The sequence below is a fragment of the Nocardioides luteus genome (assembly GCF_014648595.1).
GTDB classification, from domain to species: Bacteria; Actinomycetota; Actinomycetes; order Propionibacteriales; family Nocardioidaceae; genus Nocardioides; species Nocardioides luteus.
In genome coordinates, this window is the sequence record NZ_BMRK01000004.1 from 171804 (window position 1) to 185636 (window position 13833).

General features: G+C 68.5%; 19 protein-coding genes and 1 tRNA gene. 11 read left to right on the forward strand and 9 right to left on the reverse strand.

Translation table 11 applies throughout. The features are described 5' to 3' along the window. Window positions 1-441: 441 nt before the first annotated feature. The 3 genes from IEY81_RS07255 (at window position 442) to IEY81_RS07265 (ending at window position 2097) form a co-directional block, all read left to right on the forward strand. The gene (locus tag IEY81_RS07255) at window positions 442-1230 is read left to right on the forward strand and encodes a protein phosphatase 2C domain-containing protein (RefSeq protein ID WP_189117906.1); all 789 of its coding nucleotides are present in this window, start codon (window positions 442-444) and stop codon (window positions 1228-1230) included. 41 nt (window positions 1231-1271) lie between these two features. Then, complete coding sequence (locus IEY81_RS07260) at window positions 1272-1541, forward strand: hypothetical protein (protein WP_189117788.1); 270 nt, start codon at window positions 1272-1274, stop codon at window positions 1539-1541. 295 nt (window positions 1542-1836) lie between these two features. Then, a complete protein-coding gene (locus IEY81_RS07265; RefSeq protein ID WP_189117789.1) occupies window positions 1837-2097 on the forward strand; it encodes a hypothetical protein in 261 nt (86 codons plus the stop codon). Between the two features lie 23 nt (window positions 2098-2120). Here IEY81_RS07265 and IEY81_RS07270 read toward each other — a convergent pair whose 3' ends face one another. Beyond that, window positions 2121-2684, reverse strand: a complete 564-nt coding sequence (locus IEY81_RS07270) for a TetR/AcrR family transcriptional regulator (protein ID WP_189117790.1) — start codon at window positions 2682-2684, stop codon at window positions 2121-2123. A 16-nt stretch (window positions 2685-2700) separates the two neighbouring features. After that, window positions 2701-3369, reverse strand: a complete 669-nt coding sequence (locus IEY81_RS07275; RefSeq protein WP_189117791.1) for a biliverdin-producing heme oxygenase — start codon at window positions 3367-3369, stop codon at window positions 2701-2703. Between the two features lie 436 nt (window positions 3370-3805). Between IEY81_RS07275 and IEY81_RS07280 the strand changes: the two genes are divergently transcribed. The 4 genes from IEY81_RS07280 to IEY81_RS07295 all read left to right on the forward strand — a co-directional run bounded on the left by IEY81_RS07280 (window position 3806) and on the right by IEY81_RS07295 (window position 8147). Beyond that, window positions 3806-5122 (forward strand): hypothetical protein, encoded by a 1317-nt coding sequence (locus IEY81_RS07280; protein WP_189117792.1) that lies wholly within the window; start codon window positions 3806-3808, stop codon window positions 5120-5122. Between the two features lie 206 nt (window positions 5123-5328). Next, window positions 5329-6207 carry a GmrSD restriction endonuclease domain-containing protein gene (locus IEY81_RS07285; protein ID WP_189117793.1) on the forward strand — a complete coding sequence of 293 codons (879 nt, stop codon included), beginning with the start codon at window positions 5329-5331 and terminating at the stop codon, window positions 6205-6207. An 88-nt stretch (window positions 6208-6295) separates the two neighbouring features. After that, a complete protein-coding gene (locus IEY81_RS07290) occupies window positions 6296-7546 on the forward strand; it encodes a hypothetical protein (RefSeq protein ID WP_189117794.1) in 1251 nt (416 codons plus the stop codon). Then, window positions 7539-8147: a class F sortase gene (locus tag IEY81_RS07295; protein WP_189117795.1), complete on the forward strand. Its 609-nt coding sequence runs from the start codon at window positions 7539-7541 to the stop codon at window positions 8145-8147. The genes IEY81_RS07290 and IEY81_RS07295 overlap by 8 nt, the downstream gene beginning before the upstream one ends. A gap of 128 nt (window positions 8148-8275) precedes the next feature. Here IEY81_RS07295 and IEY81_RS07300 read toward each other — a convergent pair whose 3' ends face one another. Further along, window positions 8276-8602: a GroES family chaperonin gene (locus IEY81_RS07300; RefSeq protein WP_268244488.1), complete on the reverse strand. Its 327-nt coding sequence runs from the start codon at window positions 8600-8602 to the stop codon at window positions 8276-8278. A 26-nt stretch (window positions 8603-8628) separates the two neighbouring features. Continuing rightward, the gene (locus IEY81_RS07305; RefSeq protein WP_189117796.1) at window positions 8629-8886 is read right to left on the reverse strand and encodes a DUF3618 domain-containing protein; all 258 of its coding nucleotides are present in this window, start codon (window positions 8884-8886) and stop codon (window positions 8629-8631) included. A gap of 82 nt (window positions 8887-8968) precedes the next feature. Here IEY81_RS07305 and bcp point away from each other — a divergent pair, with 82 nt between their 5' ends. Then, a complete protein-coding gene (gene bcp, locus IEY81_RS07310; protein ID WP_189117797.1) occupies window positions 8969-9439 on the forward strand; it encodes a thioredoxin-dependent thiol peroxidase in 471 nt (156 codons plus the stop codon). A 9-nt stretch (window positions 9440-9448) separates the two neighbouring features. Here bcp and IEY81_RS07315 read toward each other — a convergent pair whose 3' ends face one another. After that, window positions 9449-9856 (reverse strand): hypothetical protein, encoded by a 408-nt coding sequence (locus IEY81_RS07315; RefSeq protein WP_189117798.1) that lies wholly within the window; start codon window positions 9854-9856, stop codon window positions 9449-9451. A gap of 127 nt (window positions 9857-9983) precedes the next feature. Continuing rightward, window positions 9984-10622, reverse strand: a complete 639-nt coding sequence (locus IEY81_RS07320; protein ID WP_189117799.1) for a TetR/AcrR family transcriptional regulator — start codon at window positions 10620-10622, stop codon at window positions 9984-9986. A gap of 101 nt (window positions 10623-10723) precedes the next feature. On the opposite strand from IEY81_RS07320, the gene IEY81_RS07325 reads away from it, so the two are divergent. Together IEY81_RS07325 and IEY81_RS07330 are read left to right on the forward strand one after the other, a co-directional pair. After that, on the forward strand, window positions 10724-11503 hold the full coding sequence (locus IEY81_RS07325) for an SDR family NAD(P)-dependent oxidoreductase (RefSeq protein ID WP_189117800.1): 780 nt from the start codon (window positions 10724-10726) through the stop codon (window positions 11501-11503). Further along, window positions 11500-11940, forward strand: a complete 441-nt coding sequence (locus IEY81_RS07330; protein WP_189117801.1) for a nitroreductase/quinone reductase family protein — start codon at window positions 11500-11502, stop codon at window positions 11938-11940. The genes IEY81_RS07325 and IEY81_RS07330 overlap by 4 nt, the downstream gene beginning before the upstream one ends. 25 nt (window positions 11941-11965) lie before the next feature. Here IEY81_RS07330 and IEY81_RS07335 read toward each other — a convergent pair. Then, a tRNA-Leu gene (locus IEY81_RS07335) sits at window positions 11966-12050 on the reverse strand. 49 nt (window positions 12051-12099) lie between these two features. After that, entirely contained in the window at window positions 12100-12537 is a 438-nt protein-coding gene (locus IEY81_RS07340) for a DUF805 domain-containing protein (RefSeq protein WP_229787488.1), read from the reverse strand. 92 nt (window positions 12538-12629) lie between these two features. On the opposite strand from IEY81_RS07340, the gene IEY81_RS07345 reads away from it, so the two are divergent. Further along, window positions 12630-13229: a Maf family protein gene (locus tag IEY81_RS07345; RefSeq protein ID WP_189117802.1), complete on the forward strand. Its 600-nt coding sequence runs from the start codon at window positions 12630-12632 to the stop codon at window positions 13227-13229. Here IEY81_RS07345 and IEY81_RS07350 read toward each other — a convergent pair. Further along, window positions 13186-13800, reverse strand: a complete 615-nt coding sequence (locus IEY81_RS07350; RefSeq protein ID WP_189117803.1) for a GtrA family protein — start codon at window positions 13798-13800, stop codon at window positions 13186-13188. The genes IEY81_RS07345 and IEY81_RS07350 overlap by 44 nt on opposite strands. Window positions 13801-13833 lie beyond the last annotated feature (33 nt).

The window sequence follows — 13833 nt, forward strand, 5'->3', positions numbered from 1 at the left end:
GAAACGCCCTGGCCCTCGAGCCAGAACGCTCCGATCCTGCCCATCAACCAGGGCTTGGCGCTCGACGCCCGAGCAATCGTCTAGACCGCGACCCCGGATGAATCCGAAGCCGCGGTGCCAACAGCACGCTCTCGGTGTCATGTTTCTTCGGTCGCCCTCGCCTTGCGGTCCGGGACAGCCAGCCAAGACAAGTCACCCTGACTGTCCCGTCGGCATCACCAAGGGTAACCACGGTGCGAAAATCTATGCGCACCACCCTCAACTTTGTTCAGCCTGGAGCGCCTTGCGTCGATCCGTATCAGCTCGCGCCCGGAGGACTGATAGACAGTTGAAGACTTCGCGCGGTCCGGCAGGGAAGGGCGCGGCGACCGAGCGGTCAGGTCATCAGTCCAGGTCATGGCCACTTCCGCACCCCCGAACAGGAGACCATCCAGAGTGACGATGCAGCTGTGCACCGAGGTCTACACCGAGACATCGCCGACCCATGTGCACAACGAGGACTTCGTCCTCGCCGGCGACGACTTCGTGATCGTGCTCGACGGTGCGACCCCGGTGCCCGGACTCGAGACCGGATGCATCCACGACGTGCCATGGCTGGTACGTCACCTCGGCCTCCGACTCGCGGAGGGGCTGACCGACCCGGACACCAAGAGCCTCGCCGACAACCTCGAGCAGGCGATCCAGCAGGTGTGCGACGACCATGCCGCCTCCTGCGACCTCACCGACCCGAACAGTCCGTCCTCGACGGTGGCCCTGCTCCGCCTGCGCGACGACCAGGTCGACTACCTCGTCCTCGCCGACTCCCCGATCGTCCTCCACCTCGACGACGGGGACGTCCTGGCGATCACCGACGACCGGCTCGACCACCTCGACGACTACTCCGTCCCCGCGGTCGCCGCGGCTCGGAACTCCGAGGCCGGCTTCTGGGTCGCCAGCACCAGGCCCGACGCCGCCCTCCACGCGGTCACCGGCAGCATCGCACTCACCGACCGCCCCCTCCGCGCCGCTGCCGTGCTGACCGACGGCGCAGCGACGCTGGTCGAGCGACACGGCGAGAGCTGGGAGCAGCTCCTCGACATCCTCGACGCCGGTCCGCACGAGCTGGTGCGGCGTACGCGGATGGCCGACGAGACCGCCACCGGCAGGCTCAACGGGAAGCGGCACGACGACGCGACCGCCGTACTGTGCCGTTTCCTCGAGGCGAGCACGGCACCGACGACCAAGGCCTGACCCGGCACTCCGACTCGAACATGCGTTCGATACGCTGAGGTGTGTCGGCCAACCCTCCCAAGAACGACGCCTGGCCCCAGCCCAGGCGGTGGCTGCACGTGTGGGTGCACCGCCAGCGGCGCAACTACCCGCCGCCGATGCCTGGCCTGGTGCTCAAGTGGGAGCTGCACAAGGGCAGGTGGAGAGCCTGGGTGATCTGGGTCGACACGACGTACCCGCACCCGGAGATCCGCCATGCCTGGCTCTCCGTCGATGAGATCCGGCCGGCGAAGAGCAACATCAACGTGTGGAACGACCGGCGCCGTCGGTGAGGAAGATGAAGAGCGCCCCGGTCCGTAGACCGAGGCGCTCCCCCTCACCCGCCGTTCAGGATCTGGTATTCACCGCTCGAGGCGCTGTCCCCCTTGGCTGCGACCCCGGAACGAGTCCGAGGCCTCAACGCAACAGCACACTCGCGGTGTCTTCCCCTCACCTTCACCGCCCCACACGGACCGGAACAGTCACCCCCATGAAGCTTCTGACTGCCCCGTCGGCGATTCGACCGGTAACCGGGCTCGGACCCTCGTATGCGTCAGGTCTCAAAACTTTCTCGATGGGTTCTCGATCGTGCCCTACGGTGAGGCGGTGCGGTCGACCAGCGGCGATGGGCCGCAAGAGAGTTCAGGCAGCTCCTTCCGGCTGATCGCGACGACCGCTCTTCCGCTGTACGTCACGATGATCGCGTCCTCCATCGGCTCGACGCTCAACGTCGCGCTCGTGGGTCGTCACGACACCGGGTCGCTCGCAGCGCTCGCGATCGCGCTGGCTGTGTACGGCCCGGCGACCGCCACCGTCGCCCCCACCGTCAAGGGCACACGAGCCGACTGACCTCCGACCCGCTCTGCAGGGATCTACGGAGCGCCGACGGCCCGCAGGACGAACTCCTCGACCCGCTCGGCGGGGAGGTGGCGGGTGCCGAGGACGGCGTGGACGAGCGCGAGGGTGGCGTCGAGGTCGGGGACCACGAAGACGCCCTGCTCGGCGCCCTGCTGGAGGATCTCGGCGAGCACCCGCTCGACGGCGACGACGTGCTCGCGGATCTCCGCGCGCGCCTCCTCGGGCAGGCCGCCGTAGACCTGCGGGCCGAAGCCCATGTGGAACCGCTCGCTGAGCGCGAGGTGGTTGCGTACGTAGATCCGCAGCCGCTCCGCCGGGTCGTCGCTCACGGCGAGCTGGGCCCGGAGGGAGGCGACATACTCGGAGGTCTCGCGGGTCGCGAACGCGACCATCACCGCGTCGCGGTCCTTGAAGTGGTGGTAGATCGCGGTGCGGCCGATGTCGGCACGCTGCGCCAGCCGCGACATGCTGATCGCGTCGTAGCTGCCCTCGGCCATCAGCTCGGCGAACGCTGTGAAGATCCGCTCGCGCACCAGCCTGCGGTGCTCGGGGACGTTCTCGGCGGCGATGCGGGGCACGGGACCGAACCCTAGTTCACCTGCGATAGCTCTCGAGGCGTGCGCCGAGCTCCTCGAAGAGCGCCTGGTTGAGCCCGAACGCGACGCGGACCTCCTCGACGACCCGCAGCTTCTCGGCGGGGTCGAGGTCGAGCGCGTCCAGGCGGGCGCGGTAGCCGTCCTTGTAGGGCTTCGGCTTGGGGATCTCGGAGAACTCGTAGAAGGCCACCCCGTCACCGTCGAGCTCGAAGTCGCGGTCGAGGATGCGGCCGATCGCCTGTCCTCCGGAGAGATCGCCGAGATAGCGCGTGTAGTGGTGGGCTGCGTAGAGGCCGCCCCAGGAGCGGGTGGCCTCGATCCGGGCGACGTACGCATCGGCAGCATCGGACTCGACGCCACCGTCGGCACCGGGAGCCCACAGCTCCAGGTCGGCGTCGATCGCGGCCAGGCGCTCCAGCGACTCGTCGTGGACGGCCGCCACGATCGGGTCGGTGGTGGCGAGGTCGTGGCCGACCTCCTCGAGCGCGGCATAGACCCGACGCAGGCGCAGGAGATAGTCGGCGTACCCCTGCTGGTTGACCCGGCCGGAGAGCAGCTCCGCCATGAACGAGGAACTCTCGGCCTCGGTGTGCTCCAGGCGCGAACCCTCGCGCATCATCGCGGAGAGCGGAGCCCCGGAGGTCTCGTCGGCAAGAACGGCGGACATGTGGGCTCCAGTCGGTCGCGGCGGAGACGATCAGCCTTCCGCCCAAGATGCTGACACATTGTCAGGAAGCCATCAAGGATCTCCTGAGACCATCCTGAGTTCCCGATCCGGGAATTGAATCCAATTCTTTGAGATCCGCCCCCGAAGGAACGAGCCGGGCACAGGATCCACACGACCTGTCCATATCGCTGCCGGTCCCCGGGACATTCGTCATTTGCAAGCCCGGAGCGGGCCCGGCCACGACCTGTTACCAGCGAAGTTACGGCCGAATTTCTGCGAATTCGACCGGGGGGCGAGCGCTAGGCGGGGGCGAATCGACGTGGCTAGACTCCCCGCTTCGTCACGGCGAGTCACAGCAACCGGGGGGCTGCAGAGGCTGACTTCCACTTGTCGTGCCCCTGTCATCGACAGTTATCAACATCATTGGAGAAGTCACTTGCGCTCCCCACTCTCGGTCCGCGGAGCCGCCGCCCTCGTTGCGGCCACCGCGATGATCGGTCTTTCCGTGACCGCGGCCCCGGCGTCTGCTGCGAAGTCTGAGAAGCCCCAGGCCAAGGCTTCCTCGGTCGCCCTGACCGTCAACGTGTCCGACAAGGTCAAGGTCGACACCGGTCGCTACACCGCCACCTACAACGGCAAGAAGACCGTCAACACCGGCACCAACAAGCCGGCCCTCCCGATCCTCAAGGGCGACCAGCAGCTGCTCTCCGTGGGCGTCTTCGCCCAGGACGCGGCCGCCGCTCTCCAGGACGGCACCGCCTACTCCGGCGCCTGCTCGGCCCTCGCCGGCAAGGGCGCGACCCTGGTCGCGATCGGCGACGGCTCGAGCTGCGTGAAGCCGGGCGAGGCCGTGAACGTGAACCTCGCCGAGCTCAACCTGCAGAAGCTGGGCGCCACCACCGACTACCTGCTCAACGACCAGAGCAAGTCGGTCCACGTGAAGCTCGGCCCGGTCAACGACCTGGTCCAGAACATCGTCTCCGGCGTGCTCACCAAGGTCGGCGGCCTCTCCGTCGGTCTCGACCTGGACGCCGCCGAGGCCACCTGCATGGCGCAGGGCACCGACTTCAAGGGCCGTACGCAGCTCAAGAACGCTGCCGTCACCGTGAACGTCCCCGGCAAGGGCGACATCAAGGTCGCGGACCTGCCGACCAACCCGAAGAAGAACACGACGGTCGTCCCGGACCTCTCCCCGGTGACCGACGCCCTCCTCGGCCGCGTCGACACGCTGCTGCAGTCGGGTCTGAAGAGCAAGATCGCGCCGAACGTCCTCGACATCTCGATCCGCATCGACCTCATCGAGCACATCAAGGAGCAGCTCGCGCTGGTCCTGAAGGGTCTCGAGAGCGACCTGGTCAAGCTCACCCTGAACAAGCAGGAGAAGACCGCGAAGTCGCTCGAGGTCTCCGCCCTGGACATCAAGGTGCTCGACGCCGTGAAGAAGGTCGGCGCCCCGACCGCGGCCAACGTCGCCATCGGCACCAGCACCTGCGGCACCAACGGTCTCTCCCTCTCCGAGGAGAAGGCTGCCGCCACCGGTGACAAGAAGAACGTCGACGTCGTCGTCTCCGGCGACAAGTCGGACCCGGACGCCGCCCTGAAGGTGCAGCCGGACAACGCCCCGGCCAACGCCGAGCTCGACCTGCTCTCCTCCCCGGCCGCCAAGGGCGGTTTCGCCGGAGGCGCGCTGGTGCTGCTCGTCGCCGCCGCTGCCGCCACCCGGTGGTTCCTGCTGCGCCGCGCGAAGGCCTGATCTGCTGATCAGAACACCTGTATAGGACTGTTGTAGAACCTGCAACACCCGGCTCCCGGGCCAAGGCTCCACGCCTTGGCCCGGGAGTCGTTTTGATGCTCGATCCAAACGGCGCGCCTACGTGCCGCCTGCGCTCGGATCCGCCACAGTTGGGCCGCCCCCGATGCTCCCCAGAGCTCTTCCCCGTCTCTCTGGAAAGTCACCCCATGCTGCGCCCGTTGGCGACCCTGTTCGCCGTCGTACTCCTCTGCGCCGGCTGCGCCGAGATCCCCGAGCCCGAGACCGCCGTCCAAGCCGGATACGGCGCCAGCAGCGGAGAGGAGGTGAGCCTGCCGTTGAACGAGGCCATCGCGAAGCTCCCGGTCGCCGAGGAGGTCGGCTCCGGCTATGAGCGCGAGAAGTTCAAGCACTGGGTCGACGCCGACGGCGACTGCCAGGACACGCGCGTCGAGGTGCTCTTCGAGGAGGCGCGCAAGAAGGCGCGCGGCAAGTGCGAGGTCACTCGCGGCGAGTGGGTCTCGGTCTACGACGCCACCACCGTCAAGCGGGCCGGCGGCCTCGACATCGACCACATGGTCCCGCTCAAGGAGAGCTGGGAGTCCGGCGCCGACGCGTGGGACGACGAGGAGCGGGAGGCGTACGCCAACGACCTCGGCGACCCGCGCGCGCTCGTCGCCGTGACGGCTGCCAGCAACCGCAGCAAGAGCGACCAGGACCCGGCCGACTGGATGCCCGACGACACGAGCTACCACTGCACGTACGTCTCCGACTGGGTCGCCGTGAAGATCCGCTGGAGCCTCTTCGTCGACCCTGCCGAGAAGGCCGCCCTGGAGGATGTCGCCGCCGGCTGCGACAACCCCGAGATCACCGTCCGGCTGGCTCAGAGCGGCCCGCCGCCGGGCGATGCGGACCCGAGCGAGAGCCCGGCCGCGACCCCGGCAGGCGGGTCGAGCGACGAGGACCCCCGTTTCGACACCTGCGCCAAGGCCATCGCGGAGGGTTTCGGGCCGTACCAGAAGGGTCGCGACGCCGAGTACGAGTGGTATCGCGACGGCGACAAGGACGGCACCGTCTGTGACCGGTGATTCCGCACCGCAGAAGCGGTCTACTCGCCCGTAACCTCGGGCGTTGCTCATCAGTTGATGTGACGAAGATCTATTGGGAGGGAAGTACGTGCGCACAACACTCATCGCGCGAAGCGCCGCCGTCGCGGCCGCCGCTGCCATGGTTGCCTTGTCGGCCGCACCTGCGAACGCCGCCACGGTGTCGCAGGCGTCTGCAACCGCGCTGAGCCTCGAGCTCGCCGGCACCGGAGCGACCGACTCAGGCACCTATGCCGTCACCCATGACGGCTCCAAGGAGACGGCCGAAGGCACCAACGAGCCGCTCATCACGGCGCTCGGCGGTCAGGACGCCATCCACCTCGGCACGCTGGCCCAGGACGCCGTCGCCACCGGCGACGCCACCTCCGCGGCCTGCTCCGGGCTCGCCGGAGACGGTGCGACCGTGGTCGCCGCCGGCGACGGCGACTGCCTGAGCGGAGGCAACAACCTCTCGCTCGACGCGGGCAGCCTCGACTTCAGCAAGCTCCGGGTGCTCGAGTCGGATCTCTTCCAGGGCATGGACAAGCAGGCCCAGGATGCGCTCAAGCCGTTCCAGGATCAGATCACCGGCGCTCTCTCGGGGCTTCTGGCCCCGATCGTCAAGGCACTCGGCAGCCCCGGTCTCTACGTCGACCTCGGCGCCGTGCAGAGCAGCTGCACCGCCAATGCCAAGACCGCGACCGGCGACAGCAGCATCGCCGGAACGCGGGCCTACGTGAAGATGCCTGACGGCAAGCAGATCACCTTGGTCGACCTGCCGGTCGATCCGAGCGTCAACCAGAAGGTCGTCACCGATCTCGCCGGCGTCGTCGACGCGGTCCTCGCCGGTCTGCGCACCCAGCTCACCAACGGCCTCGACGGCGCACTGAGCCCGATCGACCCCGTCGTCGACCAGCTCCAGCAGCAGCTGCTCAAGCCGCTGCTGACCTCGCTGAGCGAGCAGCTGGCCCCGCTGGAGCAGAACCTCCTCGACATCACCCTCAACGCCCAGGACACCTCGCCCGGCGCGATCACCGTGACCGCGCTCGACATGAAGGTCCTCCCGGCGGCGGAGGCGTTCGTCGGCGGAAGCCTGGCCCACCTGACCGTCGGCACCAGCCACTGCGGCCCGAACAGCCCGGTCTCCAAGACGGTGACGAAGAACCCGCCGCCGGCCAAGGCGGGCGAGAAGCCGCCGGCCTCGATCCCGACCGTCGTGACCGCCGGCATGGAGAGCTACGACGACGGCAGCGCCGGGCGCATCGCGCTCGTCGCCCTGCTGCTCCTCGCGGCAGGCGGCGCGGGCACGGCGACGTACTTCCGCGTCCTGCGGCGTGGCTGACGAGAGCCGGACCGGCTCCACGACCGACTCGCCGTCGCGGCTCGCCGCGGCGGCGAGCGGCCTGTGGACGGCGCTCGTCGTCCTCGCGGTGGCGCTGGTGGTCGCCGGGCTGATGTGGCCCAGCGGCAGCGCCGCCGTCGAAGTGCCACCGGGTGCCCCGAAGCGGCTCGAGCTGCCCGGCCTGGACACCAAGGCCAGGGTCGTCCCGATCCGCCTACACGGCGAGGTGCTCGACCCGCCGCGCAACCCGCGCGAGATCGGCTGGTGGGTCGGCAGCGCCAAGCCGGGATCGGACCAGGGTCAGACCGTGGTCACCGGCCACACCGTGCACACCGGCGGCGGCAGCCTCAACAAGCTCGACCACATCGAGCAGGGGCAGGAGGTCGACATCGTCACCAAGGACGGCACCTTCCAGCACCAAGTCGACTCCGTCGAGGTGCTCAGCCGCAAGGAGCTGGCCGAGGACGCCCAGCGCATCTTCGGTCAGGACCACGGCGACGGCCGCCTGGTGATCATCACCTGCACCGACTGGAACGGCTCGTCGTACGACAGCAACATCGTCGTGCTGGCGCACCGGTTCAACGCACTGCCAAACTCGTGATGCCGAGTCGCGCAAACTCGTGATGCCGAGTCGGCGCATCTGCCCCCGTGCCGCGCGAAGCGAAGCGAGCGCGAGGGGGCTGATGCGCCGACTCGGCGCGTGTATGAGGGGCCAGATGCCCCGCCGACCTACAGATAAAGTCCAGTCGACTCGTCCGCGATCCGATCCGCAGCGACAGCATGAACGTCACGCTCGCGCATCAGCACGTAGACCTCGCCGGCGACCTCGACCTCGGGCTTGTCGTCGGCGTCGAAGAGCACCGTGTCGCCGATCTCCACGGCGCGCGCGTGCGGACCGACGGCGACCACGCGGGACCAGGTCAGCCGCCGGGCGGCGCCCATGGCAGCCGTCGCCGGGATGACGATGCCGCCCGAGGATCGGCGCTCACCGGCATCGGACCCGACCTCGACCAGCACTCGGTCATGGAGCATCTTGATGGGGGTCTTGTCGGTCACGTCGGTCTTGCCTTGCCGGTGGGGGTTCAGTTGACCTTGGTGATCTTACGCAGCGTCGCCATGAGCACGACGGTGCCCACCACTCCACCGACGGTCTTGGCGATGTTGCCCATCTTCGGCTCACCGGAGACGGGGTCGACGTAGACGGCCTTGAGGGCCGCCACCTGGCGCTGGACGATCGTCTTGGGGCTGCCCCGGTAGATCAGCTCGTCGATGGTGCCTGCGAGCCGCTCGCGGATCTCTTCGATCTCGGACTCGAGCGAGGAAGTCTGGTCCTTGGACATGCGCAGACCTTAGCAACCGGCGTACGTCCACAGCGCGCTCCACCGCTGCGGTTCGCCTGGGAATGTTCGCTAGGTTGGCTCCATGACGCGTCTCGAGCCGGGCGATGTTGCCCCTGACTTCACTCTTCCCGACGACACCGGAGCCGAGGTCTCCCTCAGCAGCCTGCGTGGCCGCAAGGTGATCGTCTACTTCTACCCCGCCGCGATGACCCCCGGTTGCACCAAGCAGGCCTGCGACTTCACCGACTCGATCGACTCGCTGAAGGCCGCCGGCTACGAGGTGGTCGGCGTCTCGAAGGACAAGCCCGCCAAGCTCGCGAAGTTCCGCGAGCGTGACGGGCTCACCATCACCCTGGCCTCAGACGAGGACCTCTCGGTGCACCAGGCCTACGGCGCGTACGGCGAGAAGAAGCTCTACGGCAAGGTCGTCGAGGGCGTGATCCGCTCGACGTTCGTGGTCGACGAGGAGGGCAAGATCGAGGTCGCGCAGTACAACGTCAAGGCGACGGGGCACGTCGCCAAGCTCCGCCGCGACCTCGGTCTGGCTTCCTAGCGAGAGCTCCTACTGCTGCTGGTCGTCGGGCTTCTGGAAGTCCGGCGGCGGAGGTACGTCCCCCGGGATCTCCTTCGGCTCGACGACCACGGGGCCGGCGCCGGCGCTCCACCTGGCACCGGTCTCCTTGAGCCACTCGCCCGCGTGGGCGGCGACGTCGGTCGCTGCGGAACCGACCTGGAGGAGGCCGGAGAGCGCCTGGTTGCGCGGCGTGTCGGCGTCGGGGGCGGTGGCCATCGCGGCTCGCTTGGCCTCGATCTGGGCCTTGAACTCGCCGGCCTTCTCCACGGCCTTCTCGCCGCCGGTGACGAGGTGGGGCGCCGACTTCACCTTGGCGTCCTCCACGGCGGGCTTGGCGCCTTCGACGCCCTTCTGGACGCCATCGCGCCAGTTGGACGCGTTGTCCTTGAACGACATGTCTTCATCCCTCTCTGGATGGGTGCTGTCCTTCCATCCTTGAGGGTCAGGTACCCGTTGTCCATGGGGATCGCCCCTGGTGCGCCCCGGGTCGGACCCGGAACCTCTGCGAGGACCGCGCGGGCTCTCACCCCGAGTGAGACACCTCTGTCGTGGCGTACCTGGCCGCGATGGTGCGGACGGCCTCGTCGACGACCAGGGCGACGCGTTCGTCGTCCACCTCCCAGCCCGGAACGAGAAGCACCGGCCAGAAGATGTAGTTGGAGATCATGCCGAGGAACTGCGTGGCGACGAGGTCCACGTCCTCGATCTGCACCGTCCCGGCTTCCTGCTCGGCCAGGAGATAGCCGCGTACGGACTCGAAGTAGGGCATCTTCCCGTTCGAGAACTGCGCCTGCGCCAGCTCCGGGAACCGCGGCAACTCGGCGATGACGATCCGGAACAGGTCGGTCATCCGGGGTCGGCGCAGCAGCTCCGCGTAACGGCGGCCCATCGCGCCAAGACCTCGGACGACGTCGCCTGCGGGCGGCCGCTCCCCTTCGTCGGCAGCCGACCAGGACTCGGTGACGATGGCGTCGAACAGCGCCGCCTTGGTCGGAAACTGCTTGAACAGGGTCGCCTTCGAGACCCCGGAGCGCTCGGCGATCTTCGCGAGCGAGGTGCGGTCGTAACCCAGCTCCAGGAACAGCGCGGTCGCTGCCGCGACGATCAGCTCGCGCTTCTCCCTGGCGACGCGCTGGTGGTAGGTGGGCTCATCGCTGCTCATACGCCGATGGTACGAGGTGAGTGGCTTGACTCGCCATCCACGGTCTGCCTACGCTCGACACGAGGTGAGTCACTCGACTCACCACCTCAGGGAGGTCGATCATGAACCGCTTCAGCAATCAGACCGTGCTCGTCACCGGCGGAGCCGGTGGTCAGGGTGCGAGCCACGTCCGCGCGTTCCATGCCGAGGGCGCGAACGTACTGATCGGCGAACGCGCCGCCGACCGCGGCGCGGCACTCGCCGACGAGCTCGGCCCCCGGGCTCGCCTCACCGAGCTCGACGTCACCGACGAGGAGTCCTGGGCTGCGGCGATCCGCACTGCCGAGGAGACCTTCGGCGGCCTGAACGTGCTGGTCAACAACGCCGGCATCCAGAACCCGCCGGCTCTGATCGAGCACACCGACCAGGCGACCTGGTCGCGCATCCTGGACGTCAACCTCACCGGCGCCTTCCTCGGCACGAAGGCAGCCGCGCCCGCCCTGCGTCGCGCCGGCGGCGGGTCCATCGTCAACATCGCCTCGACGATGGGCCTGGGCGGGACCGCGCACTACGCGCCGTACGTCGCCAGCAAGTGGGCCGTGCGCGGGCTCACCCGCACCGCGGCTCTCGAGCTCGGTCGCGACGGTGTCCGCGTGAACACGATCCATCCAGGTGTGATCGCGACGCCCTTCATCCACGAGCCGGCCGCCGGCGCCTCCGCGGCGATCGCCGACTTCTACTCACCCGAGCCGTTCGCCATCCCCCGGCTAGGCGAACCCGCCGACGTCACCGAGCTGCTCCTGTTCCTCAGCTCCCCGGCAGCGTCGTTCATCACGGGTGCCGAGTACGTCATCGACGGCGGCCTCCAGCTCGGCCCCGCTCTCCAGAGCGAGCCCGCATGAGTGCGCCGGAGTCGTTGTCCCACCTCCCCGAGCGCATCCGGCAGGCGATCGAGATCACCCCAGCCGCGGGGACTCGCGAACGGATCATCGACATCACCACCCGAGGCCGCCGCACGGGCCGACCCCGCCGTATCGAGATCTTCTTCTACCGAGCCGCCGGCAGGACGTACCTGTGCAGCGGCGCCGGCGGAGCGGCGACAGACTGGCACGCGAACCTGCTCGCCGACCCGGACTTCACCTTCCACCTGAAGAACGGGGTCCGCGCAGACCTCGCCGCCCATGCCACACCCGTCACCGACCCGGCCGAGCGTCAGACGGTGCTGACAGCGATCGTCGCCGACCTCAACCAGCCCCACGACCCCGGCACCATCCGGCCGACCCGACTCGCGGACTGGGCGAACAGCCGGCTGACGCGGATCACGTTCCCCGAGCCCTGAACGAGGCTCGAGGCGAGAGTTGTGCTGGTGCCGAAGGCGGGACTTGAACCCGCACGCCCTGGAGCACAGGAACCTAAATCCTGCGTGTCTGCCAATTCCACCACTTCGGCGAGCGGCGATCAGTCTAGAGACTGATCGCCGCGGTTGGTTAGCCCTGGGTCAGGCGACGTTGTACTTGTCGCCCTCGGGCTTCTCCTGCATCGCCCAGAAGACGATCAGCACGATGACGCCGACACAGGTCAGGTAGAGAAGCTGCCACCAGCCGGAGCGGCCGGTGTCGTGCAGGCGGCGCGCGCCGACGGAGAGCTGCGGGACCAGGATGGCGAGCGCGAAGATGCCGCCGATGATGGAGCCGGCCGTCGAGTCGGCGCCGAGGATGACGTTGATCGCCATGTTGACGATGACGGCGAAGAGCCACGGCCACCAGAACTCGGAGCGGCTGGCGCGACCCTCGAACGAGGCGTACTTCTTGAAGAAGCGGGCGATCGCGTCGCGGGGCGACGCACCGCGCAGCGGCTGGCTCAGCGGGACCTCGCCCACGGGGCCGGCACCGTACGGCTGCTGCGGGGGCGGGGGCGGCGGCGTGTGATCTGCCACGGCGATTTTCTCCTCATAGAGTTGGGTTGGAAGTGCGAAACCTAGCGGGGTCACTGACCGAAGTGAAGGACGACCCGCCCTAGGGTTGGGTCATGACCACGCTGGTCCTCGCCTCTAAGTCCCCCGCCCGCCTCCAGACGCTGCGCAACGCCGGTGTCGACCCGGTCGTCATCGTCTCCGGTGTCGACGAGAGCAGGCTCGACGGGCTGCCTCCGACAGAGCTCGCGCTCGGCCTCGCCGAGCTCAAGCGCGACGCCGTCGCGAGCCGTCCCGAGGTCCCCGAGGGAGCGCTCGTGCTGGGGTGCGACAGCGTCCTGGAGCTGGACGGCAAGCCGCTGGGGAAGCCGTACGACCCCGAGGAGGCGACCCAGCGCTGGCGGCAGATGCGGGGGCGCAGCGGCGTGCTCGTCTCCGGGCACGCGCTCACCGACACCGCGACCGGCGAGAAGGTGTCTCAGACCGCCGCCACGACGGTGCACTTCGCCGACGTGAGCGACGAGGAGATCGAGGCGTACGTCGCCACCGGCGAGCCGCTGCACGTCGCCGGTGCGTTCACGATCGACGGGCTGGGTGGCGCGTTCATCACCGGGATCGAGGGCGACCACCACAACGTGGTCGGGGTGAGCCTGCCGCTGCTACGCGACCTGGTCAGCCGGCTCGGTCATGCGTGGCCCGATCTGTGGAGCCGCTGACGACCTGGCGGGTCTCACGTCGCTCTGGGGCCATCATCACCGTCTTGTCGTCGGTGAAGCCGAGGGCCGCCGCCTCCTCCTCGACGCTGCCGTAGACCTGCGTGTAGCGGATCGGGCGACCGAAGACGAACTTCCGGAACAGGAAGAACCGGGCGACCTGGCCAAGCAGCACGCCGACCACGTTGGCGGAGACGTTGTCGGCGATCGCGCTGTCCCAGCCGAACATGTTGCGGGTGACGTAGAGGCACGCGATCGGCAGCAGCATGGTGACCGCGTTGATCACGACGTAGGCGGTGAAGCCGCCGTCGGGATGGTCGGAGACGCGGTGGCGGAACGTCCAGCGACGGCTCAGGTCATAGCTGATCAGCATGCCGACCGTGTTGGCGATGACGTACGCCGGGATCGGCTGGCCGTTCATCGGACCCGCACCGAAGAAGAAGCCGTGGACGAGGCCGTTGAACAGCACGAAGGCGGCTGCGGTCGCGATTCCGCCCACCATCATGAAGCGGATCACCTCCCCGAAGAGGCGGGTGCGACGCAGCCGACCCAGCAGCCGTCCCCCGAATACCATGCACTCACAGTAAACGGTCAGTGGTGAGATGGC

What these genes read in the sequence shown, in the direction of transcription:
- IEY81_RS07285 (WP_189117793.1), top strand. Translation starts at nt 5,329, where the DNA reads ATGCTGCGCCCGTTGGCGACCCTGTTCGCCGTCGTACTCCTCTGCGCC.
- IEY81_RS07330 (WP_189117801.1), top strand. Translation starts at nt 11,500, where the DNA reads ATGAGTGCGCCGGAGTCGTTGTCCCACCTCCCCGAGCGCATCCGGCAG.
- IEY81_RS07315 (WP_189117798.1), bottom strand. Translation starts at nt 9,856, where the DNA reads ATGTCGTTCAAGGACAACGCGTCCAACTGGCGCGATGGCGTCCAGAAG.
- IEY81_RS07320 (WP_189117799.1), bottom strand. Translation starts at nt 10,622, where the DNA reads ATGAGCAGCGATGAGCCCACCTACCACCAGCGCGTCGCCAGGGAGAAG.
- bcp (WP_189117797.1), top strand. Translation starts at nt 8,969, where the DNA reads ATGACGCGTCTCGAGCCGGGCGATGTTGCCCCTGACTTCACTCTTCCC.
- IEY81_RS07275 (WP_189117791.1), bottom strand. Translation starts at nt 3,369, where the DNA reads ATGTCCGCCGTTCTTGCCGACGAGACCTCCGGGGCTCCGCTCTCCGCG.
- IEY81_RS07325 (WP_189117800.1), top strand. Translation starts at nt 10,724, where the DNA reads ATGAACCGCTTCAGCAATCAGACCGTGCTCGTCACCGGCGGAGCCGGT.
- IEY81_RS07305 (WP_189117796.1), bottom strand. Translation starts at nt 8,886, where the DNA reads ATGTCCAAGGACCAGACTTCCTCGCTCGAGTCCGAGATCGAAGAGATC.
- IEY81_RS07255 (WP_189117906.1), top strand. Translation starts at nt 442, where the DNA reads ATGCAGCTGTGCACCGAGGTCTACACCGAGACATCGCCGACCCATGTG.
- IEY81_RS07345 (WP_189117802.1), top strand. Translation starts at nt 12,630, where the DNA reads ATGACCACGCTGGTCCTCGCCTCTAAGTCCCCCGCCCGCCTCCAGACG.
- IEY81_RS07350 (WP_189117803.1), bottom strand. Translation starts at nt 13,800, where the DNA reads ATGGTATTCGGGGGACGGCTGCTGGGTCGGCTGCGTCGCACCCGCCTC.